Origin of the sequence: Asaia spathodeae NBRC 105894, from assembly GCF_025994195.1 — a bacterium.
Taxonomy (GTDB): domain Bacteria; phylum Pseudomonadota; class Alphaproteobacteria; order Acetobacterales; family Acetobacteraceae; genus Asaia; species Asaia siamensis.
The window spans coordinates 148,276-174,314 of sequence record NZ_BAPY01000005.1 but is presented as its reverse complement, the minus strand read 5'-3'; the positions used below and the strand labels follow the sequence as shown (position 1 = coordinate 174,314).

Genomic DNA, 26,039 nt, shown 5'->3' with positions numbered 1-26,039 from the left:
GTGCCGCACGATCTTTTCCATCGTGCGTCCTGGCGGGCGTTCCGTCTTGGGGCGCTTGTTCTGATCCTGCCGCTGGCTCTGGTGCTGGTGGCGGGCGCCGCACTTCTGTGGCGCCTCTCTGCCGGACCTCTGGATGTGACGGCCATCGCCCGTCATTTTGCCCCCGTGGCCATTCAGGCAGGGCAGCAGCCCGGTCACCCTGCGGGCAGGCTGATCTGGCAACAGGTTTTCCTGAGCTGGCAGCCCGGGCTGAGGCATATCCATCCTCTTCTGGTCATCGACGCGAAAGATCTCCGTATCCTTCGTCAGGATGGCAGGGCCACACTTGCTGCGCGGAATGCGCTTGTGGCCTTCAGAATGGCGCCGCTTCTGCGCGGTAGTCTGGAGCCAAGAACGATCGCGCTTGACGGGGCTCGAATCATCCTCAAGCGATCGTGGGACGGGTCGATCGACCTCGACTGGCCCGGCGCGGTGCACCGATCTTCCCATTCCGGCGGGTTTTCGATCGATTTCCTGCACGGGGTAGCGCTGCATGATGTCAGCATAACCCTGCGCGATGCCCTTCCTGATCATGCGCAGGGGGCGGGTGATCTGACGCTTCAGATTAGAAGGGCTGCGCTGTCCCGCCCACCTTCGGCAGATCTGTCGCAATGGCTTGGCACGGTCGAGGGGGCCTTCGGCCCGGCTTCGGCACCCCGGATGATTTTCGTGGCTCATGGTGCTGCAGGTGAGGGTGGTTCTACTGCCTGGGACCTGAAACTTGGCCCTGTATTGCCTGCGCTTTTTGCCGGGCTGCTGCCCCACGCTACATCATGGCGCCTGCCGGTTACGGTCGAGTCTCATGTTGTCATCCCGCCATCGGGTCATGTCCGCAATGGCAGCCTGCCCCTGTCTGAGGCACGGCTTTCAGTCACTTTCGGTGCCGGGCAGATCGATCAGAAAGAAGGCTCACCGCTGCAGGTTTCTGAAGCGGGTGTGGCGGCGCATCTTGCCCTGAGGGGCAAACAGGCTGTTCTTGACGATTTCCATGCAGGCATCACGCTTATCGATGATCAGGGCCACCCGACGCATTTCGCGGCAAGTGGAACCCTCGCTGTTGATTCCCTGATGCAGGCGAAACAGATCGATGGCCACGTCTCTGCTTCGGCAACGACGCTCGATGTGCCCCATCTCGCGTCTATCTGGCCAGCTATCGTGATGAAGGGCGCCCGTCGCTGGGTGACGCGTAACCTCACTGAGGGAACAGGCAGCAATCTCTCAATCGACGCGACGCTTCACAGCGACTCGGGCTGGGCGCATATACGGCCGATACAGACGGCGGCGACGCTGGATGTGAAAGATGCCGTCGTGAACTGGCTGAGGCCCATCCCCCCGGCGCGCAATGTCTCTGCACGTTTCAGTTTCGCCGGACCCGATACGCTCAGGATTGATTTTCTTGGGGGAATCCAGCCCAGCGGTGATGCGGCCAACGCGTCACTTCTGCATCTCGATAGCGGAAGCATGTTGATCAGCGATCTTCTGGCGCGCGATCAGATGGGTACGATCAATCTGGCCATGTCTGGCGATCTCGCCGCCCATATGGGGCTGCTGGCGCATCCGCGACTGCATCTTCTCTCGCGCCATCCGTTGCCTTTCACGCATCCCTCCGGCCCGGTGACAGTCACCGGACAGATCACGCTGCCTTTGTCGTCACATATCGAGAACGACCAGATTCATGTGAATGCCGAGGCGCGTTTCCGGAACGTTGGGCTGGGCAATGTCGTGCTCGGGCGCGATCTGACAAATGCCAGCGGTACGATGAAGGCGACAGAACGTCATCTGAGCCTCACAGGAGAGGGACTGCTTGATAATGTGCCGACGACGGCACGGCTCGAAGAGAATTTTCTGAGTCATGACGGCGGGTTGCGTGAAGATGTGCACGCTGTCTCGGTTTTCGACGAGGATGCGCTTCAGCGTTCCCATATTGGCAGCCAGTCCCTCTTTCATGGCACGGCCCAGCTTGTGGCCGATTACAAGGCGCGTTTCGACGGACGTGCCGATCTGCACTTATCGCTCGATCTTGCTGACTCGTCCCTGTCCATTCCGGTCTGGCGCAAGGCGCGTGGCGACAAGGCGACCGCCGCCGCACATATCGGGCTGAAACAGGGGCAGATCGTCGCTCTGGACCAGATTGCGGCAGAAGGGCCCGAACTGCATGTCGAGGGGCGAGGGCTGGTCAGCGACGGGAAGGTGAAAAGCCTTGCACTCGATAACTTCGTTGTCGGGCGGTCGAACGGGGATGCCGTGATCGAGCTGCCTGGTTTCGATAACGCGCCCGTCAATGTGCATGTGCATGCCCATGATCTCGATCTGGCGCCCCTGCTTCACGGGGATGACGCAAAGAAAACGACCGGCACAGACAAGGCCAGTCCTTCGGGGCCTGTGTCAGGCCCCAGGCCTGCCGGGGCTGAAGCCGCGGAGATGCGATGGAATGTCGATCTGGCGACGGATCGTCTCTTCTATAGCCAGACCGGGTCGTTCGGCGGTGTGGTGGCTCATCTCGAACATCGTAATCATCGCCTTGAGAAGGGGCATTTTTCTTTCAGGCAACCTGTCGCCGTACAGATGCAACTGACGCCCCATAAGGACGGGCGGTATCTGCAGCTCAATGTCGATAATCTCGGCACGCTGCTGAGCCAGACCGGCATGACGGAAAGGCTTGAGGGGGGAGAGGCCCAGATTGCCGGGTCTGTGGGGGATGGTGGCACAGGTCAGTTGCCGCCCTTCAAGGGGGTCATTTCGGTCTCCCCCTTCACCTTCAGGCAGCCACCGGCTGCGCTGACGGCAGCGACCCATCTTTCGGTGTTCAACTGGTCTCAGGCCAGCAGCGACCGTTTTGAGGTGCAGCATCTGCATCTGCCGGTCAAAATCACCAATGACGTCATGACCATCCATGATGGACATCTTGGCAATCCGGCGCTCGGGGCCACGCTCGAGGGCAAGATCGGTCTCGATCAGGGCAAGCTTGATCTTCAGGGCACGGTGGTACCTGTTTTCGGAATCAACGCGGCACCTGGTCGCCTGCCCAATGTAGGCAAGCTCTTCTCTCCCGAATCCGGGGGCGGGGTTCTTGCTGCGACATTTACGGTCAAGGGCACGGCGGGCAATCCGGCACTCTCGGTCAATCCCTTTGCCATGCTATTACCCGGTGTGATGCGTCAGCTCGCCAAATAACAGGCAGCAGGGCGCAAGGCCCGTCCGGGTGAGGCGCGTTTCAGCCAGTTTCCGGACAGCAGAACAGGGAGAGGCGCGATGCGCGACGACAGCAATGCAGATCTGTTTGGCGCACCGCCGCCCCGTCAGGGCAAGGCTCCCGTGCAGGCGCATCAACAGCGACCGACCGTATCGGCCGCGCCTGAGATGGCGCGTCAGACGCAGCCGCTGGCTGATCGCCTGCGCCCCAGACAGCTTTCGGAAGTCGTCGGGCAGGATCATCTGCTCGGCCCGACGGGTCTGCTTGCGCAGATGCTCAGGCGCAATACGCTGCCAAGCCTCATTCTCTGGGGTGGTCCAGGTTGCGGCAAGACAACCATCGCCCGTCTGCTGGCACGGGAGGCCAAGCTGCGTTTCGAGCAGATCTCTGCCGTTTTCTCTGGCGTCGCCGATCTGAAAAAAGCCTTCGAGACCGCCTCGCGTTTCCAGCAGGAGACGGGGCGGGGCACATTGCTCTTTGTCGACGAGATCCATCGTTTCAACCGCGCCCAGCAGGACGGGTTTCTGCCCTATGTCGAGCGCGGAACGGTCATTCTCTTAGGAGCGACAACCGAGAATCCGTCATTCGCCCTCAATGGCGCCCTGCTTTCGCGCTGTCAGGTTCTGGTGCTCAACCGTCTGGATGATGCCGGGCTCGAAAAACTGCTGCGGCGCGCCGAGCAGGAGGCAGGCAAGGCATTGCCGCTGACGGAAGACGGGCGGTCTTCACTCAGGGCCATGGCCGATGGTGACGGGCGCTATCTGCTTAATCTGGTCGAGCAGATCCAGGCTCTGCCCGAGGGCGAGCGCCTCGACACGGCAGGTCTGGCCACCGTGGTCGCGCGCCGGGCGGTGCTTTATGACAAGGATCGCGAAGAGCATTACAATCTCATCTCGGCGCTCCATAAATCGCTGCGCGGTTCTGACCCCGATGCAGGTCTCTACTGGTTTGCCCGTATGCTGGAAGGGGGGGAAGACCCTCGCTATATCGCCAGACGCCTGACGCGTTTTGCCGCTGAGGATGTGGGGATGGCCGATCCTTCGGCGCTCCCTCTGGCCGTGGCGGCGTGGGAAACCTATGAGCGCCTCGGCAGCCCGGAAGGGGAGCTGGCTCTGGCGCAGCTCGTCGTTCATCTCGCCACGGCGCCAAAGTCGAATGCGGTCTATCGGGCCTATAATCAGGCACGCAAACTGGCCCGCGAGACAGGCAGTCTTGGGCCGCCGCATCACATTCGCAATGCCCCGACCAAGCTGATGAAGAGCATCGGTTACGGCAAAGGCTATGAATACGACCATGATACGGAAGAGGGGTTTTCGGGTCAAAATTACTTTCCCGATGAGATGGAGCGCGTGGCGCTTTACCAGCCGACCGACCGCGGGCAGGAGCGGGAGATCAGAAAAAATCTGGACAGGCAGGCCGCAATACGGGCAAGCCGTCGCCCATGAGTGTCACAACCCGTATTGTCAGTGAAGACGAGGCCGATATGCGCCTCGATCGCTGGTTTCGCCGCCATTTCCCCGATCTCACCCAGGGTGCGCTGCAAAAGCTGTGTCGCACCGGGCAGGTGCGCCTTGATGGCAAGCGCGTGACCGGTGCCAGCCGTCTCGCCCCCGGTCAGAGCCTGCGTATTCCGCCGTTGCCTGCGCCGACAGCGCCCCAGTCCGATCGTCCCGCTCCTCTCGACCCGCAGCTGGCGCGCGAGATCGAGCGCATGGTGATCTATCGCGACGACCATGTGATCGTGCTCGACAAGCCCTCCGGCCTGGCCACCCAGGGTGGTCCTGGCATCACCAAGCATATCGACATGATGCTCGATGGTCTGCGTGGCGAATTGCATGACCGCCCGCGCCTGGTGCATCGCATCGACCGCGACACGTCGGGGTTGCTGCTTCTCGCCCGTACCCCGGGTGTTGCCGCCAAGCTCGCAGCAGCGTTTCGCGGGCGTGATGTGGACAAGACCTATTGGGCAATCGTCGTCGGTCGCCCGATGCCGGGCTCTGGTGTCATCGACCAGCCTCTGGCCAAGCTCGGGGCCGGTAACGGCTCGCTGATGATCGCCGCAACCCGTGAAGACGAAGACGCCATGGTCGCCAAGACCGATTATGAAGTCGTCGATGCGGCCGGCAAGAGACTGTCCTGGCTGGCGCTCAAGCCCCTGACCGGGCGCACGCATCAGCTGCGCGTGCATTGCGAGACACTTGGCACGCCTATTCTCGGCGACCCGAAATATGGCGGCAAGGCCGCGCATATGGAAGGTTTCGTCGATCGGCTGCATCTGCACGCCCGGTCTCTCGAATTTCCGCATCCGGCGGGTGGGCGCCTGCGTGTAGCGGCCCCCTTGCCGCCGCATATGCGCACGACATTCAAGGATCTCGGCTTTACTCCGGGCGATACGCCCAAACCTGAGCGTATCGGCTTCAAGGGAGTCAGAAAATGAAGCGTCTGGCTGCAGTACTGATCGTCCTTCTCGTGCTGGCGACCGGTCTGGCCGTTTCGGCCGATTTTCTGATCGATCGCTCGAATCTGAAATCCGACGTCATTGCTGCGGTCAAGCGCCAGACCGGACGCGATCTGACCATGGCGCGGTTCTCGGTGGGCATTCTGCCCTGGCCGAGCGTGAGCGCGCATGAGGTTGCCTTCTCTGATATCGGGGGGGCGGCAAACACACCCATGTTGCAGGCGCGCGATATTCGCGCCTCAGTGGCGCTCATCCCGCTTCTGTGGCGGGAGATCCGTCTGGAAAATGTGACCCTGCAACGTGGCGCGGTTGTCCTGCATCGTGATGAGGCAGGTCAGGCGAACTGGGATTTCCATGCTGAGCCAGCCGACAAGGCGACGGGTTCGGCCAGGCCCTCTCATCCGACCGCGCGTTGGAGCCTCAAAATCGGTTCGGCGAAGCTTGATCGCATGGCCTTCTCTCTGGACGATCGCTTTGCCCATCACGGCGGCTCGGTGACGATCACTCATGCAGAATTCGATGGTCTTGCTTCGAGCGCCCCCTATCTCGATATCCATGGCACGCATGGCGAGATGCCATTTCGGGTAAACGGCCATATCGGCCCGCTTTCCCTGTTTCAGGGCGCCAATCCCCCTTGGGCGCTCAGCCTGGGTGCCACTTTGGGCAAGGAAAGCAAGCCGCAGGACTGGCTTAATTTCGACGGCCAGATCAGCGATATGCGCCATATGCGCGGGTTTTCCGGTGTGTTGCGGGGCGAGATGGCCTCGCTCAAGGATGCCGAGATGCTCTTCCCCAATGCCAACCTGCCCGCAATCACGGGGCTGGGGGGTGAAATCGGGATTTTCGACGCAGATCCGCAGAGCGACGGGCAGAAGCTCGATCTCACGCGACTGGGCGTAAACCACGTTCATCTTCATCTCGAATCGGCCCCTCCCTCGCATGGTCTGTCGGTTTCGGCTCTTCATGCCGATGCCGAGACCCTCTCGTCTGCTCTGACCGTAACCGCCACCGTGCAGGGGCCGATGCCGGCGCTCGCGGTTCAGGGCGCATTCGGTACGCTGGCTCAGGCAGGGACTTCCTGGCAGACGGCGCTCGAAACGCCTCTCGCTGTTTCGCTCGATCTGCGTGAAGCCAATCGACTGGGCAAAGCCGAGGGCCTTCACGGCCATGTTGCGGGTCAGATCGGTGCCTCCCGGACCGCGCTGTCACTGGACGGTGGGGCTGATACCCTGCCATTGCGCCAGTCAGCCCTGCATGACGTCACGCTCAAAGGCGCCTTCGAGCGTGATGTATCGGGTCGGATGACGCTCAAGGCGTTCACGCTGAACAGTCATGAGGCGACTGCGGTTCTCGATGCCGCGGCACAGAACGAGGCTCAGCCCGAGATGGAGGGCAAGCTGCATTTCCAGCATCTCGATCTCGATGCACTGGCCGCGCTCTGGACCAGACCCAAGGCCGCGCAGCCTAGCACGCAGGCTCAGCCGGCTCTGCCTGGCCCCGTCGCTTCTCTAACCGCGCCGCAGCAGCAGGCTCCTTCAGCTGGCGCTTCCCCTCAGGCGAGCGCAGCGGCAGGGCAGGATTCAGTATCAGCTCCCCCTGCAACGGACGCATTTTCCTGGTCGCGGCTCGTGTCGACAGGGCGCGGGACGCTGGATATCTCCGCCGATACGGTGCGTTTCAATACTGCCGATTACAGCGGGATCTCTGCTCAGGCGCGTCTGGAATCGGGAAAACTGTCGCTCGATTCGGTCAAGGGGAGCGGGAATGGCATGACCCTCTCGGGGCGGGCGGTCTATGACATGAGCGTCAAGCCTGCATCATTGATCCTCTCTCTGACCCCCCTCCTGTTTCCTGCAACGCTGGCCCAGAATCTGCTCGCCATGCCCGGGTTTTTCCGTGGGCCGCTGATGCTCGTGGGGCAGCTGGAAGCCCATGGCGATACCAGATCGTCGCTGATCGCAACGCTTACGGGCCATCTGGGTCTCTCGATGGTGGGCGGTTCGATCGCGACCGGCCCGCTCGGCCCCTATCTTGGCGATTCGGTTAGGGCATTGCTGCCGCATGACAATCTCTCGGTGCGTTGCCTCGGGCTTCATGCCAGTTTCGTCGATGGTCGCGCGCAGTTCGATACGCTTGGTATGGAAGCAGGGGCTCTGAGCCTGTCCGGCCATGGCAGCTATGGTCTGGTCGACCAGACACTCGATCTGCATCTTCTGCCGCGTATCGGCATCGCTGGTACCGGCGCCTCAACGCCTGTGCTGGTGACGGGCACCCTCGATGCCCCCAAGGCGAAGCAGGAAACGAACACCGGTGGACGCTTCGAGCTGACAATTGGCGGTAGCGAGCCCGATACCTGTCCGGCTGTGCTTGAGGCCGCTCGTGAGAACCTGCCGGGCGAGGCTGCACCTGAACGCAAGAAGCATAACAAGGCTTCCGAACTTCTTCATGGGCTGGGGCTGCTGCATTGAGCCAGACAATCAAACGCTTCTGGAAAGAGGTTCACGTCGTACCGAGCGCGGTGCCTCCGGGTCACGAGATACGCCTCGATGGGCGCTCCTTTCGTTTGCCGGGGGGCAACCCGCTTATCGTGGCTTCAAGAGCGCTGGCTGACCGTATCGCAGAAGAGTGGCGCAGCATTGTGCCCGGCGCAGCGTTCAGAACCAGCGACCTGCCTCTGACGCAGATGGCAGGGACGCAGATCGAGCGTATTGCACCAGACCGTCAGCAGATCATTGGTGGGCTGATGGCCTATGGTGAGAGCGATCTGCTCTGCTATCGCGCGACTGGAACCCTCGGACGCGAGCAGGATGCACTTTTTGATCCGGTTCTCGATCTGTTCGAGGCCCGCTACGGCGTCAGGCCGCCGATCACGAGAAGTCTCCTGCCCAGTCATGCTGGAATCGAGGTGCAGGGTGCGTATGCGGCCGCTCTTGATGGACTCGATGATGCAGCGCTGACCTGTGCGGCAGTCTGTGCCCCGGCGACAGGGAGTCTCATCCTGGCGATCGGTCTGGCAGAGGGATGGATCGATGTGGTCTCGGCCTGTGCCATGGCGAGCGTTGAGGAGCGTCACCAGATGGCGCAATGGGGCGAAGATGACGCGCTTCTTCAGGAAATGGGGCGCAATGCCGACGATATGAGTGCGGCCTTGGACTTTGTTACCCTTTCGCATGAAAAAGCGTCAAACGAGGCATGATTTCGCCACGATTGCTGCCTAATTCCTGATCACGCCAGCCATCACATTAGGTGACCATTGGTTACTCGACTGGTCTTGGGGTGATGACTAGAACTGATCAGGTAACCAGGCGTTATCATGGAAGGATGATCGATGTCTTCTCGTATTCACGCTGTAATCGAAGACAACATCTCGGCAGAAGCTCTTATCCGCAGAATCCCTTTCAAGGTGAGATCCGCTCATTTCGTGGCGCGCTGCGTACAGAACGTATGGCTTCTCCTTGCTGCAACGCCGGTCATCGTTATCATCTGCGCCATCAAGGGATAGGACCGGGCGATTTCCGGGTTTGGTTGCAAGAGTCACCGCCAATGAAAAAGCCCGGCTGATACCGGGCTTTTTTTGCGCTCTGACTGTTCTGGAAGGGGCCTTTCTCAGGGCACCAGAACGGTCGCAACTGCGGTCGCAGCAATGCCTTCCTCGCGCCCTGTGAAGCCGAGGCGTTCGGACGTGGTGGCCTTGACCGAAATCCGCTCCACATCGACCTGAAGCAGGGCAGCAAGGCGCTCACGCATGGCCTGCGCGTGCGGGCCGATCTTCGGGCGCTCGCAGATGAGCGTGACATCGGCGTTGATCAGCATTCCGCCGCGCTGGCGGATACGCTCACCGGCATGGATCAGGAAGCGGGCCGAATCCATGTCCTTCCATTCATTGTCGGTAGGAGGAAAATGCCGCCCGATATCGCCCTCGGCCAGCGCGCCATAGATGGCGTCACACAGCGTATGAATGCCGACATCGGCATCCGAATGACCCGCAAGGCCGCGATCATGGGGGATGGTGATGCCACAAAGGATCAGGGGGCGCCCTGTCTCGAAGGCATGAACATCATAGCCCAGCCCGGTGCGCGGGAGTGGGGTCGAGCCGAGCAGTCGTTCCAGACGCACGAGGTCCTCCGGTAGGGTCAGTTTGATATTGTCTTCGGCTCCCTGAACCAGAGCGACGGGGTGGCCGGCCGCTTCGAGAAGGGCAGCATCATCCGTCACCGGACCCTGATGGGTGCGATGCAGGTCCAGCAGGAGCGGGAAGTGGAAGCCCTGTGGCGTCTGGGCACGCCATAGCGATTCGCGGCATACGGTTGTATCCACCAGGCCGTCGCGACCGCGCTTGAGCGTATCAGCAACGGCAACCGCCGGGATGGCGCCGGGATGGCGCTCAAGAGCCGACAGCACGTTGCGCACGACGTCTGCAGGGACATAGGGACGGGCGCCGTCATGAACCAGTACCAGATCGGGTGGTTCGGTGAGCTGCGCGAGGGCTTCGAGCCCGGCACGGACGCTGTCCTGACGCTCCCGCCCACCAGCGACCGGGGGCAGGGTCTCGAGGCCGTCGAGCGCCTGCAGAAGGAGCGGATCGTCTCCGACCGGCTGGATGAGGGTCACATGGTCGCGCAGCGCTTCGGCTGCATGACGAATGACTGTCTTGCCCCCGAGCAGCATATACTGCTTCGGCATGGCGGCGAGGCCGGCGGTGGCGGCGACGCTGGCATCAGCGAAGCGGCGACCGGAACCGGCGGCGAGGAGGATGGCGGCAATACGCATGGTGTTCAGGGAATGCGGATTTGTCACCTGCACGTCAAGCCAAGAAAAAGCCCCGCAGAAACTGCGGGGCCTCAACTTTGAAACAGGTCGTTTCAGTCGGCGGTCAGCGGCCGATATCGCGTAGTCTGACGCCCTGGTTGAGCTTGTGCTCGAGGGATTCGAGCGTAACACCGCGTGTCTCGGGCACGAAGGCGAGAGTCACGAGAATGAAGACGCCGTTAAGGGCGGCATAAAGCCAGAACGTATGCGACGGGCCCAGAGCGCCAAGCAGCGTCAGGAAGGTCGATCCGACCGCCATATTGGCGATCCAGTTGGTGAAGGTCGAGCAGGCGATACCGAAATCGCGGCCCTGAAGCGGCTGGACCTCGGCGCAGAGCACCCAGATCAGCGGACCTGCCGAGAAGGCGAAGCCGGTGATGAAGAGCAGCAGTACGGCAACCGAGAGGTAATGCATCAGCGTGCTCGAATCCTGTCCGAGCGAGAGAAGAACCGCAAGGGCACCCATGCCGATGGCCATGATGATGAAGCCGGCGATCAGCATCGGGCGACGGCCCCAGCGATCGACGAAGCCGATGGCGATGAAGGTGGCGAGCATGTTCACAAGACCAACGATGGCCGTACCCCACATCTGGCCGTCCTGACCAAACCCGGCCACTTCGAAGATACGCGGGGCGTAATACATGACGACGTTGATGCCGGTGAGCTGCTGCACGATCTGGAGGCCGATGCCGAGCATGACCGAGCGGCGGAAGTTCGGGTTTTCGAGGAACATCGAAAAGCCGCGCTGCTTCTGCTTCAGGCCTTCCTGAATATCCCTGATCTCGCCTTCGGCTTCTTCACGCGACGGACGGAGTGCCGTGAGGGTTTCAAGCGCCTCATCGTGACGGCCACGCAGCATCAGCCAGCGCGGGCTGTCCGGCAGGAACAGCGATCCGATCAGGAAGAAGGCGCCCGGAACGGCGACAATACCCAGCATCCAGCGCCAGGCGCCACGATAGGCGAAAATGGCGTCAGACACGAATGCCAGCAGAATCCCGATCGTGATCATGAGCTGGTAGACCGAAATCAGGCTTCCACGGTGCTGCTCGTCAGCAACCTCCGAAATATACAGAGGGGCAACGAAGCTCGCTATGCCGATCGCGAGGCCGAGAATGGCGCGAGCGACAATCAGCATCGTGGCCGAGTTCGCGCCGACGCAGCACAGGGCGCCGATCATGAACAACGCCGCGCTGAGAACCAGAGCGCGTTTGCGGCCGATGGAGTAGGACAGCCGACCGGCGCAGAGAGCGCCGAATGCGGCGCCGACCATCATTGAAGAGACGATCCATTCCTGCGCGGGAACGCTGGCGTTGAATTCCTTGGTGATGAAGCCGAGCGCTCCGGAAATCACACCGATATCGAGCCCGAACATCAATCCGGCCACAGCGGCCAGAATTGCTGCGAGCATCATTTTTCCTACCAGCGGAACTTTCGCTTCGCCTGGAGCAGAAGGAGAACCATGACTCATATGAAGGGACCTTAGACGAGAAAACCTGGGTGTGTGTCGTGTGAAAGCCCTTTTGCACAACACGGGAGGGCCCAGGATAGATGTGACATTCTAGCAGGCAAGACGTTATTTCAAACCAAATTCGTTGTGACCCATAACATGGGCCAGTGAGTGTGTCCGATAAATCGCAACATCGCGGTGCTCTCAGAAGCCGCTGTGAGGCCGGCTGAATAGTGAATTAATTTATCATAAAAAAGAGAAGTAACGTATTTATCTTTAATATAACCAAATGAATGAGTCTTATTTTGTCAAATATGACAGATCAAAAACGTAAATAAAATGATAACAAAAATTAAAACTTTTATTCTATAAATATATAGTATTTAATTTTTTCACAACTCTTACGTAGTGCCATTCGATAACTAGTCGAGACAGTGTTTGGTATCTCTCATATCTATGGGTCAAGCAATGATGCTTACTTGTTAGAAAGAAACGATATCATGAACATTTCCGCAATTGTTTCGCGTGGTCTTTCGGTTCTCGTTTTTGCTGGTTCTGTTGCCGCTGCCAGTCAGGTATTGCCTGCGAATGCTGTCGCAGTTCATGCCAACAAGAATGACGGTGCGCGTATCGCTCTGACCGGCCCGCGTCCCGAGAAGGGCACGAACACCGACCCCTGCACAATCAACGGTTACTGCGTCGCTCAAAACGGGTAAGATAGCGGGTTTTTAACGACCTTGGAGATGAGATCGCCTAACATGTCTATGGAATTGCACTGTCCATATGGTGAGGGTTAGGCGCTGATATCTCCGACGGTCGAGATCGGTGAAAAGGGAGCCAGTATCCCAGGATTACTGGCAGCCTTTTATCGCACGTTGCACCTGTTATGCGCGTTGGTTTCGACTGTGCCCTTCATCGAGCCAAGCCAGGCATCGCCGACAAGTTCTGGCGATATGGCGCTCGGAATGGCGCGGTTCTCACAGAAGAACGGTATCGAGAATTCCTACATCTTTGACATGTCGCAGGATTATCAGGGATATCTCTACTTATCGACGATTAGAGGGATTTATTTCTTTTCTGGGAGTCGTTTCTACCCGCTGCCATCAGCCAGCCTATCCTCGGATAGCATCCGTGCCGTGACGTTACGCTTGATCCCGGATGGTAGAATGATTGCCTTCGATGGGCGCCATCTTGGTGTTTCTACCGAGGCAACATCTTCTCGACGTTCTCCGTCGATGCTGTCATTCGCGGTTCTACCGTCGAATCATACCGGGCCCATATTTGATATTTTCATCGATGGCGGCCGAGTTTTTGTGCAGGATAAGGCCGGATTGCACGAATGTCGCTTTCAACAGAAACCAGACTTGCTGTCTTGCGATGAGCGAAGCGTGCCTGATACCGCGCAGGCGTCAATCTATCAGACTGGTGACAAGGTTCTTGTCATTCCAAAAGGCGCCGCGTCTATTCATGATCTGAGCGGGAAGGCCATACTGACTACAGCGCAGTCAGTAGGAGCTTCGGTCTGTCCAAATAAACCACCCGGATTGAACGTCTGTATGCTTCGCGGCAGGACGCTGATCTCTTCCGACAATCGCGGTATCTTCTCGCTAGCCCCTATTGACTGGGAATTTGATGTAGCACAGCTCGGCACGAAATCGACTTTTGCGGTGGGCTCGTCTGATGCAACTGTCTTTTTCGACGGTAACTGGTTGCGATCATTTGACGGTCGACATTGGAGTTTTCTCAATCACGATCTCAGCCGTGAGCAGGAGATTATTTTCGCCTATGTGGACCGGGACAAGCAGCTTTGGACGGCTGAGGACCTGGTCGAACTCGACAAGCTGATCGGCTGGGGCGACTGGGAAAACTTGGAACCGCAGGATATTCGTGCGGTCTGGTCTGTCCTGCCGACAAAAGATGATCAGTTGGTCTTCACGGGACAGGGTGTTTATGCCCTTTCCAGTGGTGAACTGGGTCGCAAGCTCATCGAGGGTAATTTTTTCTTCGGAGTGAATGATGGCGAGGGCGCATTCTGGGCGCCCGTCGATGACACGACGCTTCTCAGGTGCCGCTATGATGCTCCCGCGCTGAAATGTGACCGACATCTTGCGGTACAACGCGTGACAGGGCTCGCTTTTTCCCGCCGAACGAGCACGCTCTGGATCGCCTCGGACGACGGATTACTTTCTCTCGCTACTGGCGCGGAAGCGAAGCCGAATATTGCCAGAGATGAGCAGGGAAAGCCGCTTGCTGCTCCCGCCGCAACGGTAGCACTGAGAAAGGATGGTACCCCTTGGGCCGTAGAGGGGAATCTTCTCTATCGCAGAACCGGTGAGGGGCGATGGGTTCCTGTTGTCACGCATTGGCCGAATTCTGCTGATTTCAAGCCGATTGCCATGACCTTCTCATCGCAGAACGATCTGTGGATCGGAGGCTTGCGGGCTCGTAGCGGACTTCTGCATCTCACGCTCGAGGGCAATAATGTTCGCAAGATCGAGCAGATCGATCCCTCGCTGGTTGGCTCATCCATCGTTTTCAGTCTGCTCTGGGACTCAGGGAAGCGTCTGTGGGTCGGAACGGAGAATGGTCTGGCGGGGTTTGATGGGCATCAGTGGGTTCGCGCGACCAGAGATGACGGTCTGATCGCGGCGAACATCAACCAGCAGGGTCTTTCCGAGGACCGGGACGGAACAATCTGGATAACGGCGTCTCGCGGTGTCTCGCATCTCATGCACCCTGAGCATCTGTTTCAGAAACAGGATCTAAGGCCGGTTTTCGTCAAGGTGATGCTGGGTGAGAAGATGTTGCCGGAAAAAGCCGTGCCGTACTCGCGTGATCCGCTCATGGTCACTCTGGGTACGCTGAATACGGCACTCTCTTCCACGACCTATTTTCGCTATCGTCTCGACGGAGTGGACGGGAACTGGATCACGACGACGACCGGTGAAATCCGCTACAATTTCGTGCCGCCGGGACATTCCCGCCTGATTGTGCAGGCCCTGAATGACAATCGGAATCTGGTTTCAGAGCCTATCGTTCTCGAAATCCGTATGCAGCGGCCCTGGTGGAGCGCGTGGCCTTTCATCCTGCTCTATACGTTCTCGATCATTGCGCTGCCCTATGCATTGAACAAGCTGCGCTTTCGTTATCTGATGAAACGCCAGCGCCGTCTCGAGGCTCTGGTCGATGAGCGTACGATGGAAATGCGTGCAGCCCAGACGGCGCTCGAACAGCAGGCTCGTCAGGACGGTCTTACGAAGCTCATGAACCGGCGTACTGCCGAGGCCAGCGTCATGCGTCTGCTCGAGAGATTGTCACGCCCTGATGACACGGGGGTGATGCGCTCGGCTACTCTGGCGCTGTTTGATGTCGATTACTTCAAATCGATCAATGACAGTTTCGGCCATGCGATCGGCGACGAAATTCTAGCGGGGATTGGCGCAAGGCTGATTCAGGCGAAGCGTCAGGAAGAAATCATTGGCCGTCACGGCGGCGAGGAGTTCCTGATTGTCGTCCAAGGCGAGTTTGACGATGCGCAGGCGCGTATCGCGAGCCTGTTGTCTGGGTTGAGTGATGTCCCGTTTGAAACCAAGATCGGGCCGCTGACGATCGGTTGCAGCGTCGGGATAGCGCGCACAAGAGCAGAAGAAGCCTGGGCAGATGCGCTCGAGCGCGCCGACCGGGCTTTATATCAGGCCAAGCTTGAGGGGCGAGGCCGTATCGTCGTCAGTGTACAAGACCAAGACGATGAGGACTATCCAGACTGAAGGCCGGAATTGTCGCTTCGAAGCGTTCCGATGTCGCAGGCACGATCATGTGGAAAAGACCGCGCATGAATCCACATGGCGTCGGCAAGGCCGCGCCTGACGTGTATTCAAAAATCTCGTTCGCCACCAGGATTGGCTGCTCGCCGACAACTCCCTCGCCATGGATGTGATCGGTTTTGCCGCGTCCGTCTGTGATTTCCCAGGACCGGCTCAGGAGCTGGACCGTCTCGTCCCCGCCATTTTCGATACGGATATGATAAGCCCAGGCATAGTGATGGTCTTCAGGCAGAGACTGATCCTCAAGCCAAAACGTGCGCACGCAGATCGTGATGTCTCTGGTCACCGCTTCATAGCGGGGAGCGGCATCCATGGCTTCGGCAAGACTTGCTTCCGGGTCTGCTACAAGGCGGGGAGGGGCAGGCTTATGCGACATGCCCGCCTTGTAGGCCCATGGAGACGCTAAAAGCAATCAGGCTTTGAGCGCGGCGAGGCCCCTCTCGAGATCGGCAATCAGATCCTTGCTGTCTTCAAGTCCCACCGAAAGCCGTATGGCCCCGTCCGTGATTCCCAGCCGTGCGCGTTCCTGCACATCTACCTTTGAGTGGGTCGTTGTAGCCGGGTGTGTGGCCAGAGAGCGTGCATCGCCGAGATTGTTCGAAATGGCGATCAGCCTGAAGGCATTGAGGAAGCGGAAAGCGCCTTCCTTGCCGCCCTCAACTTCGAAGGCAACGAGTGAGCCGCCATTGCTCATCTGCTTTTCAACAAGCGCACGCTGCGGGTGAGAGGCCAGACCCGGGTAGGAAACGCGGGCAATACCGGGCGCATTTTCGAGGAAATGAGCCACCGCACTGGCATTTGCTGCCATGGCATTGACGCGCAATGGCAGGGTTTCAATCCCCTTGAGCAATACCCAGGCATTGAAAGGTGAGAGGGCGTTACCCGTGTTGCGGGTGAATGGCTGCAGTGTCTCTTCGATCCACTGCTTGCGCCCGAGGACAGCACCGCCAAGTACACGCCCCTGACCGTCGATATGCTTCGTGCAGGAATAAAGCACCACATCAGCACCCAGAGCGAGCGGCTTCTGGCCTACCGGTGAGGCGAAGACATTATCGACCATCAGCAATGCGCCTGCCTCATGGGCGAGTGTCGCAATGCGCTCGATATCGAGAATATCGAGCATCGGATTGGAGGGGCTCTCGATCAGAACTGCCCCTGTCGGCTGTGAGAGGGCAGCTTCCCAGCCAGCCCAGTCATCACCGTCGACCAATACAGTCTCGATGCCGTATTTCGGCAGCAGCGTGGTGACGATCCAGTAGCATGAGCCGAAAAGAGCGCGCGAGGCCACGACGCGATCGCCCTGCTTGAGGTGGGCGAGCAGGGCGGAAGAGACGGCGCCCATACCACTGGCTGTGACGATGCAGGCTTCAGCCCCTTCGAGCAGGGCCAGTCTGGCTTGCAGGGCATCGGTCGTCGGATTGCCGAAACGCGAATATTGATAATGGGCGACATCGCCCGTGAAAGTGGCGGCTGCCTGTTCGGCACTGTCATAGACAAAGCCGGAGGTCAGAAAAATCGCTTCACTGGTTTCGCCGTGCTCGGTGCGGCTGACATCCTGATGAAGCAGCTTGGTCGACGGGCCGTAGGATGTATCTGTCATGGAAAAGACGCTCCAAAATGCACCTAAAAGAAGTGGTGCGATTCTGGCCGTGGAAAACCTGGGATGGAGAACATCCCGGGCCTCTTTAGCGCTGTTGTTTAGCCTCGCCGCAATCCGGCCTTTCAAATCGCGAGGGACGCCCTCCTTCGAGAGGCGACGGCGGAACTATGCGCAAAGCGAGCCTGCTTCGTCAACCGATGCCCCGTGATTGCATCGTGACACAAGCTGCGATAGAAGGGGCGCCATGCGGGTGTAGTTCAATGGTAGAACGGCAGCTTCCCAAGCTGCATACGAGGGTTCGATTCCCTTCACCCGCTCCAGAATTCCCCTGAAAATTCGAAATAGTTCAGCCGCGCAGAAGTTTTTTCTTCGGCGTCTCGGGCGTCTTGTCTTTTGGGGCCGAGGGGGCAGCCGGGGCAGGAGCGCCGTCCTGATAGCCTGAACCATTCCAGGTCCAGCGATCATTCTTGTCGATCAGCAGATCATGCATGCCATTATGGCGGCTTGGCAAAACCGAAATAGCCCCGCTGACCGAATCCAGAACTAGCTTCCAGCCCCCTTTATGGCGCAGATAGACCGAGGTCGAGCATCCTGCGGAACCACAGAGGCGCGCTGATTGCAGCTGTACGAACAGCGCCATATCGCTGCGATCGGACGAAAGCGGGGCTGACGCAACGAGAACAACCGGATTGTCATCATGCTTGGCGGCATCGGCAAGATCGGCGCTGTTAAGCTGGCGGGCAACCTGATCGAGATTGGTACCGGGTTGCGCGCTCAGAATGACCGGCCGAGGCCCTGAGGCATCTTTTGCCTGGGCGGTATTTGTCGTGGCGTGATGCGTTCGGGCAAGGCTCGCTGGTGTGGCCAGCCCCATGACTGCGATACTCGCCACAGCAAGACCAAAACGCATCGGAATTTCTTTCATATTCAGTATCGGCTCGCTCTTTCGGCGAGTCGCGGGCAGATTGCCTTTGCTGCTCTTTTAGGCGTGACGCAGCGTCACGACCAGTACGTCACGATAGGCCGGACGCGCGGGATCGATCGGTTCGACAGGTGTTACACCATGATAGACTCGATGATCGTCGACAAGGGCCGTATCGAGCGGTGCCTCAAGAGTGAAAGAACCGATTTCCTCACGATGATCATTATGGATCGAGGTCACTCCGGAGGCCACGTTCTCGCGATTGACCATCAGCACAAAGACCCAGTCCACGCCGTCGCGATGCATGCCCTCGGGTGTGGGGCGGCCATTCTTTCCCGCCTGCGCCTCAATGCGGAACTGGTGAATTTCAGCATGCCAGCTATCGGGCTGCGTCGAGGCGGGTGTTATGCGCAGCGCCAGAAGATGAGCGGCATTCAGAATGGACAGCATGACGGGATGCGCGGCAATCGCATCCTCAATGGGGCCGAACCAGCGTTCTATGCCGCCATTGAGAAGATTGTAATCGCGGCTCTGATAATGTGGCTGGTGGCGTTTGCGCTCGATACGCCCGCCCGTCAGTGCGTAGGTAGCATAGCGTCTTTTACGGTAGCGCCCGCCATCGGCCATGTAACGGTCGAGGCCGAGGCGGTTCCAGCTTTCAGCGAAGTTCTCCCAGTCCTGAAAGCCGAAGGCTTCGAGGAAGGAACGCATTTCCTTGCCGCGTTCGAAAGCGAACCCCTTCTCCTGAAGGGTCGCGACCATCGTGTCGAGGCGCGCCGATTCGGCTGGGGGAAGGACTTGAGAACGCTGCAAGGGCATGACGTCAATCTACCGCTGATCGAAGGTTACTGGTCCAGACGCGGACGAGTCGGCAACAGATGCGCCTTCAGGAAAGCCGCCGTTCCGCGCGCGAGACCCATGACGCCGATCTGATGCTGACGGAAAATCAGATCATGCAACCATCGCGGTGCAAGCCCACGCAGAAGGCCACCTCCGAAACTCGTCGAGGAGCCGACCATACCCCAACCATTATAGTCACCTAGCGAGACCACGGCACCACGATCGCGGTAAACAAATGTCGAGGGCTCGCGTCCCTGCGCAATGACGGGAATGGCGCGGCCCAGATAGATGCCCTGCTGTCTGGCGACCTGTGCCGTGGCAGGAAGCGGTGCGTCGTTGATGCGCGCGCAGTCGCCGAGAGCGAAAATCGACGTATCGCGGGTCGATTGCATGTGATGGTTGACGACGATCTGTCCGCCACGGGCGATATCGAGCCCTTCGAACAATTCCGTTGCGGCACTTGCACGCACACCTGCCGCCCAGACGCGGAGCTCGGCGGGAACGACACGGCCGTCCTTGAGGTGAAAGCCTTCCTCATCCACCGAGGTCACCATCGCCTCGGTCAGAACGCTCACACCAAGCGCCTCGAGCTGCTTGCGGGCATCATTGGAAACGCGCTCGGGGAAAGCGGGAAGAATGCGCTTGCCTGTCTCGATCAGGGAGAGGCTGAGAATGTTCTTTCTGGCTTCCTTGCCATAGCCGGGGGCGAGGTCGATGGCGCTGCAGAGTTCAGCGGCCAATTGTGTGCCTGTGGCGCCGCCGCCGACAATGCCCACATCGAGCTTGCGATTGGCCGCAGCCGCCTCGCGAAAGGCGGCACGGAATTTTTCATGGAACAGGCTGGCATCGGGCAGGGAATCGATGAAGGTGCAATTGGCCATAACCCCTTCGATGCCGAAATCATTCGACCGGGAGCCGAGAGACACGATCAGCATGTCATAGGGAACGATCTCTTCATTTGCGAGGCGGATTTCGTGCTTCTCGCGATCAACGCTGCTCAGTGAGCTCTGCACGAAGCGAAAACCGAAGCGGCGACTCGCCTCGACGAAGGTCGTACAATCGCGCGATTCCTGGCCGGTGCCCGCGGCAAACTCATGCAGCATGGGTTTCCAGTAATGCACGGCACCCTTGTCGATCAGCGTGGTCTCGATCAGGCGATGACGCCCACGACCGAGGGTCATTGCCGTTTCCATCCCGGCAACGCCACCACCAATGATGACCACGCGAAATGCATTTGCCATGCCTGTTCCTCCTCAGCGTCGTTCGGGCGCGTATACGACGCTGATCTGATTGCGTTTTGGAGTAGCTCTCGGAGCTATCGACCCATAATGTGGGTGCAATCGATCCGTCCGTCCAGTCGCTGAAAGCCCTCGGACGATCAAAAATGGACAGACACGGTACTAAATCTGAACGTGATCAGATGCAAGCGGTTCTCAACAAAGAGAAGGCCCGGCTATGAGGGCAATCTAATGCAGCCCTGGTCGTCGCTGGGCGACCGACCTGAAAAGCCGGTCGCCGGAAAGCTCAGCTCCGGTAGGAGCCGTTGATGTCGATATAGCCATGGGTCAGGTCGCAGCTCCAGATCTGGGCATGACCATTGGCCAGCCCCAGGTCGATCTGGATCTCGATTTCCTGCCCCTTCATATGGGCGACAACCGGTGCTTCGTCATAGCCTTCGACGACAGTGCCCTGGCGGGCAATCCAGGTGCCTCCGATGGCGACCGAGAGGGTGTCGCGATTGGCTGGTTCGCCGCTCTTGCCGACTGCCATCACGACACGTCCCCAGTTCGCGTCTTCGCCAGCGATGGCGGTCTTGACCAGCGGCGAGTTGCCGATGGCAAGCGCGATCTTCTTGGCGGATTCGTCGGAAACAGCGCCGTTCACACGCACGGTGAAGAGCTTCGAGGCGCCTTCACCATCGCGCACGACCATCAGGGCCAGTTCGAGAAGCAGGGATTCGAAAGCCTCACGGAAAGCAGCCAGTTCCGGATCGGCCAGAGAGGTGATCGGGGGGTGTCCGGCTTTGCCAGTGGCAAAAACCAGCACCATGTCGGAGGTGGAGGTGTCGGAATCGACCGTAATGGCGTTGAAGCTGTGATCCGTGCCGACATGCAGCATGGCCTGCAGCACATCATGGGAAATAGCGGCGTCCGTCACCACAAAGCCGAGCATGGTCGCCATGTCGGGGGCGATCATGCCGCTCCCCTTGGCGATGCCCTGAATCGTGACATCTTTGCCTGCAATGGTGACCTTGCGTGTGGCCGCCTTGGGGAAGGTGTCGGTGGTCATGATGGCGCGTGCGGCGTCTTCCCAGCCGCTCGGTGTGAGCGTCTCATACAGACCCGGCATCGCGTTACTGATGCGTTCGGCGTCCAGCGGCTCGCCGATCACACCCGTCGAGGCGAGGAAGACTTCAGTGGCGGCGCAATGAACGGCGCGTGCGGCGGCGGCGGCAGAGATCTGGGTGGCCAGAACACCGGCACGCCCGGTGAAGACATTGGCATTGCCCGAATTGACAACCAGCGCCCGTGCCGTGCCCTGGGCCAGCGCAGCGCGGCTCCAGTCAATGGGAGCGCCGGGACATTTGCTGCGGGTGAAAACGCCTGCTGCCGTCGTGCCGGGCTCGAACTCCATCATCATGAGATCGGGGCGATCCTTGTAGCGGATCTGAGCGGCGACAGCGCCAAGCCGCACGCCTGCTACCGGCTCGAGGCGCGGCAAAGGCTGGGCGAGGGGGGAGAGGGGAAGGGCTTTGGCCATGATCTGTCTCCGAACTGGGAAGGTCGGAAGGAGGATGCACGGCTTGGGGCTCAGGTCCAGCCCCTCGCCCCTGAATGAGGCGAAAAGACCGGATTTCTGAGTAAAAAGTGAGCGTTAGCGCTTACTTTTTGGGGGCAGCAGGAGCGGCTGCAGGCGCGTCGGGAAGCGGCTTGCCCTGTGCGTCGTAACGCACGATCTTGACCTTGTCCTGAGCGGCCTTGACGATGTCGCGCACATTGTCGCGGATCAGCTGCTGGCGGATCTCGTCATGAACCTGCTCCAGCGGCGGCACGGGGGCTTCACGCGAGGCCAGAACCTGAATGACATGCCAGCCATACTGGGTCTTGACCGGGGTCTGGCTGATCGTGTTCGGCTTCATGGCGAAGGCTGCCTTGGAGAATTCCGGCAGCATATCGTCCTTCTTGAACCAGCCGAGATCGCCACCGCTTGCGCCCGACCCCTTGTCGGTCGAGAGCTTCTTGGCGAGATCTTCGAACTTCGCGCCGTGGTTCAGCTGCTTGATCACGTCCTTGGCCGTGGCCTCATCAGCAACCAGGATGTGGCGTGCATGGATTTCCTGCTCGCCCTTCTTGGAGGCGTAATTCGCCTGATAAGCCTGCTTGATGGCGTCTTCGGTGACCAGCGGTCCGACCTTCTCCTGCAGATAGGCATTCTGCAGCGCGTTATCGGCGGCTTCCTGCATCTGGGCCTTCACGTCAGGCTTCTTGTCGAGACCTTCCTTCAGGGCGTCGATCTGGATGGCCTTCTGGCTGACGATCTGGTTCAGCAGGATGTTGACCAGCGTGTTGGGCGGCAGCTGACGCGCCTGCGGGGGCAGGCCGGCTGCGGCCTTCTTGACGTCATCCAGATAGATCTTCTGGCCGTTGACCGAGGCGATCAGCGGGTTGGCGTCGGCAGGAGCAGCGGCCGGGGCCGCATTCGCCGGAGCGGCGGGAGCCGGGGCAGCGAAGGACGGCGCTACCAGAGTCGTGCCGGAGAGGAGAGCAGCGCAGAAAAGAGCCGGGCGGATAAGCCGCATGGAGAAACAACCTCGAAAAACTCGTGGAACTTCTGCCAGCATGGCGCAGGCTTTACCTCGCGGCAAGGCCGCTTGCCGGAACTTGGCGTGTTTTGATGGCACTCTTCATGAAGAAATCGTGCATTGCAGCCTGTTCAGACGGCCTGAACGCAGGGGGCTCGGTTGACCGGGGCAAGGGCGCGCCTTATCTCATTTCCCGCGTGGACGATCCTGATCCTGCTTCGGCGGGTGCGCCGCGCTTTCGCCGTATTCCGGGTTTCGACGCTTTCGGCTTCGGAACAGCCCGAAAGGGGCGGGTCGGGATAATCCGCCTCTCAGTTCGCGGTCCGTCTGTTTCGGACCAGGTCGCCAGAAGGACAGTCATGTTCGCTCGTATCGCCCGCGCCGTGTTCGGCACCGCCAATGATCGCTCACTGAAGGGCTATCAGAAGCGCCTGCCTGAAATCAACGCGCTCGAGCCTGCCGTCAAGGCGCTCGACGATGAGGCGCTGCGCGCGAAGACCCAGGAATTCAAGAGCCGTATTGCCGGGGGCGAAAGCCTCGACAAGATCATGCCCGAAGCATTTGCCGTCTGCCGTGAGGCCTCGCGTCGTGTGCTGGGCATGCGTCATTTCGATGTGCAGCTCGTGGGCGGCATGGTGCTGCATTCGGGTCGTATTGCCGAGATGCGCACAGGTGAGGGCAAGACGCTGGTGGCGACACTGGCGGTCTATCTCAGTGCGCTCGCAGGCAAGGGCGTGCATGTCGTGACGGTCAATGACTATCTGGCCAAGCGCGACGCCGAGGAAATGAGCAAGCTCTATACCTTCCTTGGCCTGACCACCGGTGTGATCATTCCCAATCTGTCGGATGACGAGCGTCGTGCGGCTTATGGTTCTGACATCACCTACGGCACGAATAACGAATTCGGCTTCGACTATCTGCGCGACAACATGAAATACACGCTGGAAGAAATGGTCCAGCGTCCGTTCTATCATGCGATCGTCGACGAGGTGGACTCGATCCTGATCGATGAAGCGCGTACCCCGCTCATCATCTCCGGCCCCGCCGATGACAGCTCGGACCTCTATCGTGCGGTCGATGACGTCGTCATCGAGCTTGTGAAGAACAAGGAAGCTTTCGAGCGTGACGAGAAGCTGCGCACGGTTATCCTGACCGAGCAGGGCTCAGACCAGGTCGAGGCGCTTTTGCATGAGGCAGGCGTTCTCAATGAAGGCGGCCTGTACGACGTGCATAATATCGCCGTCATGCATCATGTGCAGCAGTCGCTGCGCGCCCATACGCTCTTCGCGCGCGATGTCGAATATATTGTGCGTGGCGGCAAGGTGATCATCATCGACGAGTTCACCGGGCGCATGATGGATGGCCGTCGCTATTCCGATGGTCTGCATCAGGCGCTTGAAGCCAAGGAACATGTCGAGATCCAGCCTGAGAACCAGACACTGGCCTCGATCACCTTCCAGAATTATTTCCGTCTCTATCCCAAGCTTTCGGGCATGACCGGCACGGCCATGACCGAGGCAGACGAATTCGCCGAGATCTACAAGCTCGACGTGGTCGAGATTCCGACGAACCTCCCGGTCGCGCGCAAGGATACGGATGACGAAGTCTACATTACGGCGCGCGAGAAATTCGAGGCGGTAGCCAATCTGATTCAGGAAGTCTCGAAATCCGGCCAGCCTGTGCTGGTAGGCACGACATCCATCGAAAAGAGCGAGCATCTTTCGAACCTGCTCAGCTCCAAGAAAATTCCGCATAGCGTGCTGAATGCGCGTTTTCATGAAATGGAATCGCAGATCGTTGCGCAGGCCGGGGCGCCGGGTGCCATCACGATTGCCACGAACATGGCGGGGCGCGGCACCGACATCAAGCTTGGCGGCAATCTCGACATGCTGATCCGCCAGAGCCTCGAAAAGATCGAAGATGAGTCGGCGCATGAGGCCGAGACCCTCCGTCTGCGCGAGGAAATCGCGGTCAATCATGGCAAGGTCAAGGAGCTGGGTGGGCTCTATGTGATCGGCACCGAGCGTCACGAAAGCCGTCGTATCGACAACCAGCTGCGTGGTCGTTCCGGCCGTCAGGGCGATCCGGGCGCGTCGCGCTTCTTCCTCTCGCTCGAAGATGATCTGATGCGCATCTATGGTGGCGAGCGCATGGGGGCGTTCTGGACCAAGCTCGGCATGAAGGAAGGCGAGGCCATCGTTCACCCCTGGCTGAACAAGGCCCTGGAGCGCGCCCAGAAAAAGGTCGAGGCGCGCAATTTCGACATGCGCAAGAACGTCCTCAAATACGACGACGTCATGAACGACCAGCGTAAGGAAGTTTACGCCCAGCGCCGTGAATACATGGCGATGGAGGATGTTTCGAGCATCGTTCAGGATCTGCGCGAGCAGAGCATCGAGGAAGCGGTCCATGCACGCATTCCCGAAAAGGCTTTTGCAGAGCAGTGGGAGAGCGAGGCGCTCGAGGCCGATCTGCTGTCGCTTCTCAACCTGAACCTGCCGATCAGCGACTGGTCGAAGGAAGACGGTATGGATGCGGGGCTGGTCATCCAGCGCGTCGAGGAAGCCGCCAATCAGGCACAGGCAGCGCGTTCGGCCAATATCGGCCCGAATATCATGCGCCATATCGAAAAACAGGTTCTCCTGACCTCGTTCGACGCCGTGTGGAAAGAGCATCTGCATGCGCTCGACCAGCTGCGTCAGGGCATCGGCTTGCGTGCCTATGGCCAGCGCGACCCGTTGAACGAATACAAGCACGAGGCCTTCCAGCTCTTTACGGCCATGCTGGATGACATGCGTCTGCGCGTGACCACCACCATGTCACGTATCGAGGTGGTACAGCAGGCCGATCCGTTCCCCGGAACCGAGGCGCAGCAGATATTTGCGCCCAATGACGAGGGCTTCTCTTCTGCAGGGCTGGAGCCGCGCCAGGTCGGAATGCAGCCTTCAGGTCTGTTTCAGGCGCCTTCGGCCGATGGGCTGAACGTGTCAGAGGCCCAGACCTATGCGCAGGAAACGCCGCGCAACGCGCTCTGCCCCTGCGGGTCGGGCAAGAAATTCAAACATTGTCATGGCCGTCTGGCCTGAAGAAAAAAAGCAAGGTTGA

Annotated in this window: 17 protein-coding genes, 1 tRNA gene and 1 riboswitch; of the genes, 9 read left to right on the top strand and 9 right to left on the bottom strand. The window is 59.6% G+C overall.

Going from position 1 to position 26,039, the window contains the following annotated elements:
* The 5 genes from AA105894_RS05360 (at nt 1) to AA105894_RS05340 (ending at nt 8,886) form a co-directional block, all read left to right on the top strand.
* The gene (locus tag AA105894_RS05360; RefSeq protein WP_267310809.1) at nt 1-3,213 is read left to right on the top strand and encodes an AsmA-like C-terminal region-containing protein; all 3,213 of its coding nucleotides are present in this window, start codon (nt 1-3) and stop codon (nt 3,211-3,213) included.
* Nucleotides 3,214-3,291: 78 nt separating this feature from the next.
* A complete protein-coding gene (locus tag AA105894_RS05355; RefSeq protein ID WP_267310808.1) occupies nt 3,292-4,677 on the top strand; it encodes a replication-associated recombination protein A in 1,386 nt (461 codons plus the stop codon).
* Nucleotides 4,674-5,669 carry an RluA family pseudouridine synthase gene (locus AA105894_RS05350; RefSeq protein WP_188424985.1) on the top strand — a complete coding sequence of 332 codons (996 nt, stop codon included), beginning with the start codon at nt 4,674-4,676 and terminating at the stop codon, nt 5,667-5,669. Before AA105894_RS05355 ends, AA105894_RS05350 begins: the two co-directional genes overlap by 4 nt.
* Entirely contained in the window at nt 5,666-8,158 is a 2,493-nt protein-coding gene (locus tag AA105894_RS05345) for an AsmA family protein (protein ID WP_267310807.1), read from the top strand. Before AA105894_RS05350 ends, AA105894_RS05345 begins: the two co-directional genes overlap by 4 nt.
* Complete coding sequence (locus AA105894_RS05340; protein WP_267310806.1) at nt 8,155-8,886, top strand: ATP12 family chaperone protein; 732 nt, start codon at nt 8,155-8,157, stop codon at nt 8,884-8,886. The genes AA105894_RS05345 and AA105894_RS05340 overlap by 4 nt, the downstream gene beginning before the upstream one ends.
* A gap of 410 nt (nt 8,887-9,296) precedes the next feature.
* Here the strand turns inward: AA105894_RS05340 and AA105894_RS05335 are convergent, their stop codons facing one another.
* Both AA105894_RS05335 and AA105894_RS05330 read right to left on the bottom strand, forming a co-directional pair.
* Nucleotides 9,297-10,460 carry a bifunctional 2-C-methyl-D-erythritol 4-phosphate cytidylyltransferase/2-C-methyl-D-erythritol 2,4-cyclodiphosphate synthase gene (locus AA105894_RS05335; protein ID WP_267311029.1) on the bottom strand — a complete coding sequence of 388 codons (1,164 nt, stop codon included), beginning with the start codon at nt 10,458-10,460 and terminating at the stop codon, nt 9,297-9,299.
* A gap of 103 nt (nt 10,461-10,563) precedes the next feature.
* Nucleotides 10,564-11,910: a sugar porter family MFS transporter gene (locus tag AA105894_RS05330; protein ID WP_267310805.1), complete on the bottom strand. Its 1,347-nt coding sequence runs from the start codon at nt 11,908-11,910 to the stop codon at nt 10,564-10,566.
* Between the two features lie 536 nt (nt 11,911-12,446).
* Between AA105894_RS05330 and AA105894_RS05325 the strand changes: the two genes are divergently transcribed.
* A complete protein-coding gene (locus AA105894_RS05325; protein WP_267310804.1) occupies nt 12,447-12,662 on the top strand; it encodes a hypothetical protein in 216 nt (71 codons plus the stop codon).
* A 672-nt stretch (nt 12,663-13,334) separates the two neighbouring features.
* The gene (locus AA105894_RS05320; protein ID WP_267310803.1) at nt 13,335-15,713 is read left to right on the top strand and encodes a ligand-binding sensor domain-containing diguanylate cyclase; all 2,379 of its coding nucleotides are present in this window, start codon (nt 13,335-13,337) and stop codon (nt 15,711-15,713) included.
* On the opposite strand, the gene apaG is transcribed toward AA105894_RS05320, so the two are convergent.
* Both apaG and metZ read right to left on the bottom strand, forming a co-directional pair.
* Nucleotides 15,673-16,146, bottom strand: a complete 474-nt coding sequence (gene apaG / locus AA105894_RS05315; RefSeq protein ID WP_267310802.1) for a Co2+/Mg2+ efflux protein ApaG — start codon at nt 16,144-16,146, stop codon at nt 15,673-15,675. The genes AA105894_RS05320 and apaG overlap by 41 nt on opposite strands.
* Nucleotides 16,147-16,182: 36 nt before the next feature.
* Nucleotides 16,183-17,370: an O-succinylhomoserine sulfhydrylase gene (gene metZ, locus AA105894_RS05310; protein WP_267310801.1), complete on the bottom strand. Its 1,188-nt coding sequence runs from the start codon at nt 17,368-17,370 to the stop codon at nt 16,183-16,185.
* Nucleotides 17,371-17,434: 64 nt separating this feature from the next.
* Nucleotides 17,435-17,514, bottom strand: a riboswitch (SAM riboswitch).
* A 102-nt stretch (nt 17,515-17,616) separates the two neighbouring features.
* Between metZ and AA105894_RS05305 the strand changes: the two genes are divergently transcribed.
* A tRNA-Gly gene (locus AA105894_RS05305) sits at nt 17,617-17,690 on the top strand.
* Nucleotides 17,691-17,716: 26 nt separating this feature from the next.
* Here the strand turns inward: AA105894_RS05305 and AA105894_RS05300 are convergent.
* The 5 genes from AA105894_RS05300 to AA105894_RS05280 all read right to left on the bottom strand — a co-directional run bounded on the left by AA105894_RS05300 (nt 17,717) and on the right by AA105894_RS05280 (nt 22,931).
* Nucleotides 17,717-18,280, bottom strand: a complete 564-nt coding sequence (locus AA105894_RS05300; RefSeq protein ID WP_267310800.1) for a hypothetical protein — start codon at nt 18,278-18,280, stop codon at nt 17,717-17,719.
* Between the two features lie 72 nt (nt 18,281-18,352).
* Nucleotides 18,353-19,111: a 2OG-Fe dioxygenase family protein gene (locus AA105894_RS05295; protein ID WP_373316731.1), complete on the bottom strand. Its 759-nt coding sequence runs from the start codon at nt 19,109-19,111 to the stop codon at nt 18,353-18,355.
* Between the two features lie 26 nt (nt 19,112-19,137).
* Nucleotides 19,138-20,373 carry an NAD(P)/FAD-dependent oxidoreductase gene (locus AA105894_RS05290; protein ID WP_267310799.1) on the bottom strand — a complete coding sequence of 412 codons (1,236 nt, stop codon included), beginning with the start codon at nt 20,371-20,373 and terminating at the stop codon, nt 19,138-19,140.
* Between the two features lie 283 nt (nt 20,374-20,656).
* Nucleotides 20,657-21,892, bottom strand: coding sequence for a bifunctional glutamate N-acetyltransferase/amino-acid acetyltransferase ArgJ (gene argJ, locus AA105894_RS05285; protein WP_267310798.1), 1,236 nt, complete (start codon nt 21,890-21,892; stop codon nt 20,657-20,659).
* Between the two features lie 121 nt (nt 21,893-22,013).
* Complete coding sequence (locus AA105894_RS05280) at nt 22,014-22,931, bottom strand: peptidylprolyl isomerase (RefSeq protein WP_267310797.1); 918 nt, start codon at nt 22,929-22,931, stop codon at nt 22,014-22,016.
* A 362-nt stretch (nt 22,932-23,293) separates the two neighbouring features.
* Between AA105894_RS05280 and secA the strand changes: the two genes are divergently transcribed.
* Nucleotides 23,294-26,020, top strand: a complete 2,727-nt coding sequence (gene secA / locus AA105894_RS05275) for a preprotein translocase subunit SecA (protein ID WP_267311027.1) — start codon at nt 23,294-23,296, stop codon at nt 26,018-26,020.
* Nucleotides 26,021-26,039: the final 19 nt, after the last annotated feature.

Coding starts and splice junctions, on each gene's coding strand:
- AA105894_RS05355 (WP_267310808.1), top strand. CDS start 3,292: ATGCGCGACGACAGCAATGCAGATCTGTTTGGCGCACCGCCGCCCCGT.
- AA105894_RS05350 (WP_188424985.1), top strand. CDS start 4,674: ATGAGTGTCACAACCCGTATTGTCAGTGAAGACGAGGCCGATATGCGC.
- AA105894_RS05345 (WP_267310807.1), top strand. CDS start 5,666: ATGAAGCGTCTGGCTGCAGTACTGATCGTCCTTCTCGTGCTGGCGACC.
- AA105894_RS05335 (WP_267311029.1), bottom strand. CDS start 10,460: ATGCGTATTGCCGCCATCCTCCTCGCCGCCGGTTCCGGTCGCCGCTTC.
- AA105894_RS05330 (WP_267310805.1), bottom strand. CDS start 11,910: ATGATGCTCGCAGCAATTCTGGCCGCTGTGGCCGGATTGATGTTCGGG.
- AA105894_RS05325 (WP_267310804.1), top strand. CDS start 12,447: ATGAACATTTCCGCAATTGTTTCGCGTGGTCTTTCGGTTCTCGTTTTT.
- apaG (WP_267310802.1), bottom strand. CDS start 16,146: ATGTCGCATAAGCCTGCCCCTCCCCGCCTTGTAGCAGACCCGGAAGCA.
- metZ (WP_267310801.1), bottom strand. CDS start 17,370: ATGACAGATACATCCTACGGCCCGTCGACCAAGCTGCTTCATCAGGAT.
- AA105894_RS05300 (WP_267310800.1), bottom strand. CDS start 18,280: ATGCGTTTTGGTCTTGCTGTGGCGAGTATCGCAGTCATGGGGCTGGCC.
- AA105894_RS05295 (WP_373316731.1), bottom strand. CDS start 19,111: ATGCCCTTGCAGCGTTCTCAAGTCCTTCCCCCAGCCGAATCGGCGCGC.
- AA105894_RS05290 (WP_267310799.1), bottom strand. CDS start 20,373: ATGGCAAATGCATTTCGCGTGGTCATCATTGGTGGTGGCGTTGCCGGG.
- argJ (WP_267310798.1), bottom strand. CDS start 21,892: ATGGCCAAAGCCCTTCCCCTCTCCCCCCTCGCCCAGCCTTTGCCGCGC.
- AA105894_RS05280 (WP_267310797.1), bottom strand. CDS start 22,931: ATGCGGCTTATCCGCCCGGCTCTTTTCTGCGCTGCTCTCCTCTCCGGC.
- secA (WP_267311027.1), top strand. CDS start 23,294: ATGTTCGCTCGTATCGCCCGCGCCGTGTTCGGCACCGCCAATGATCGC.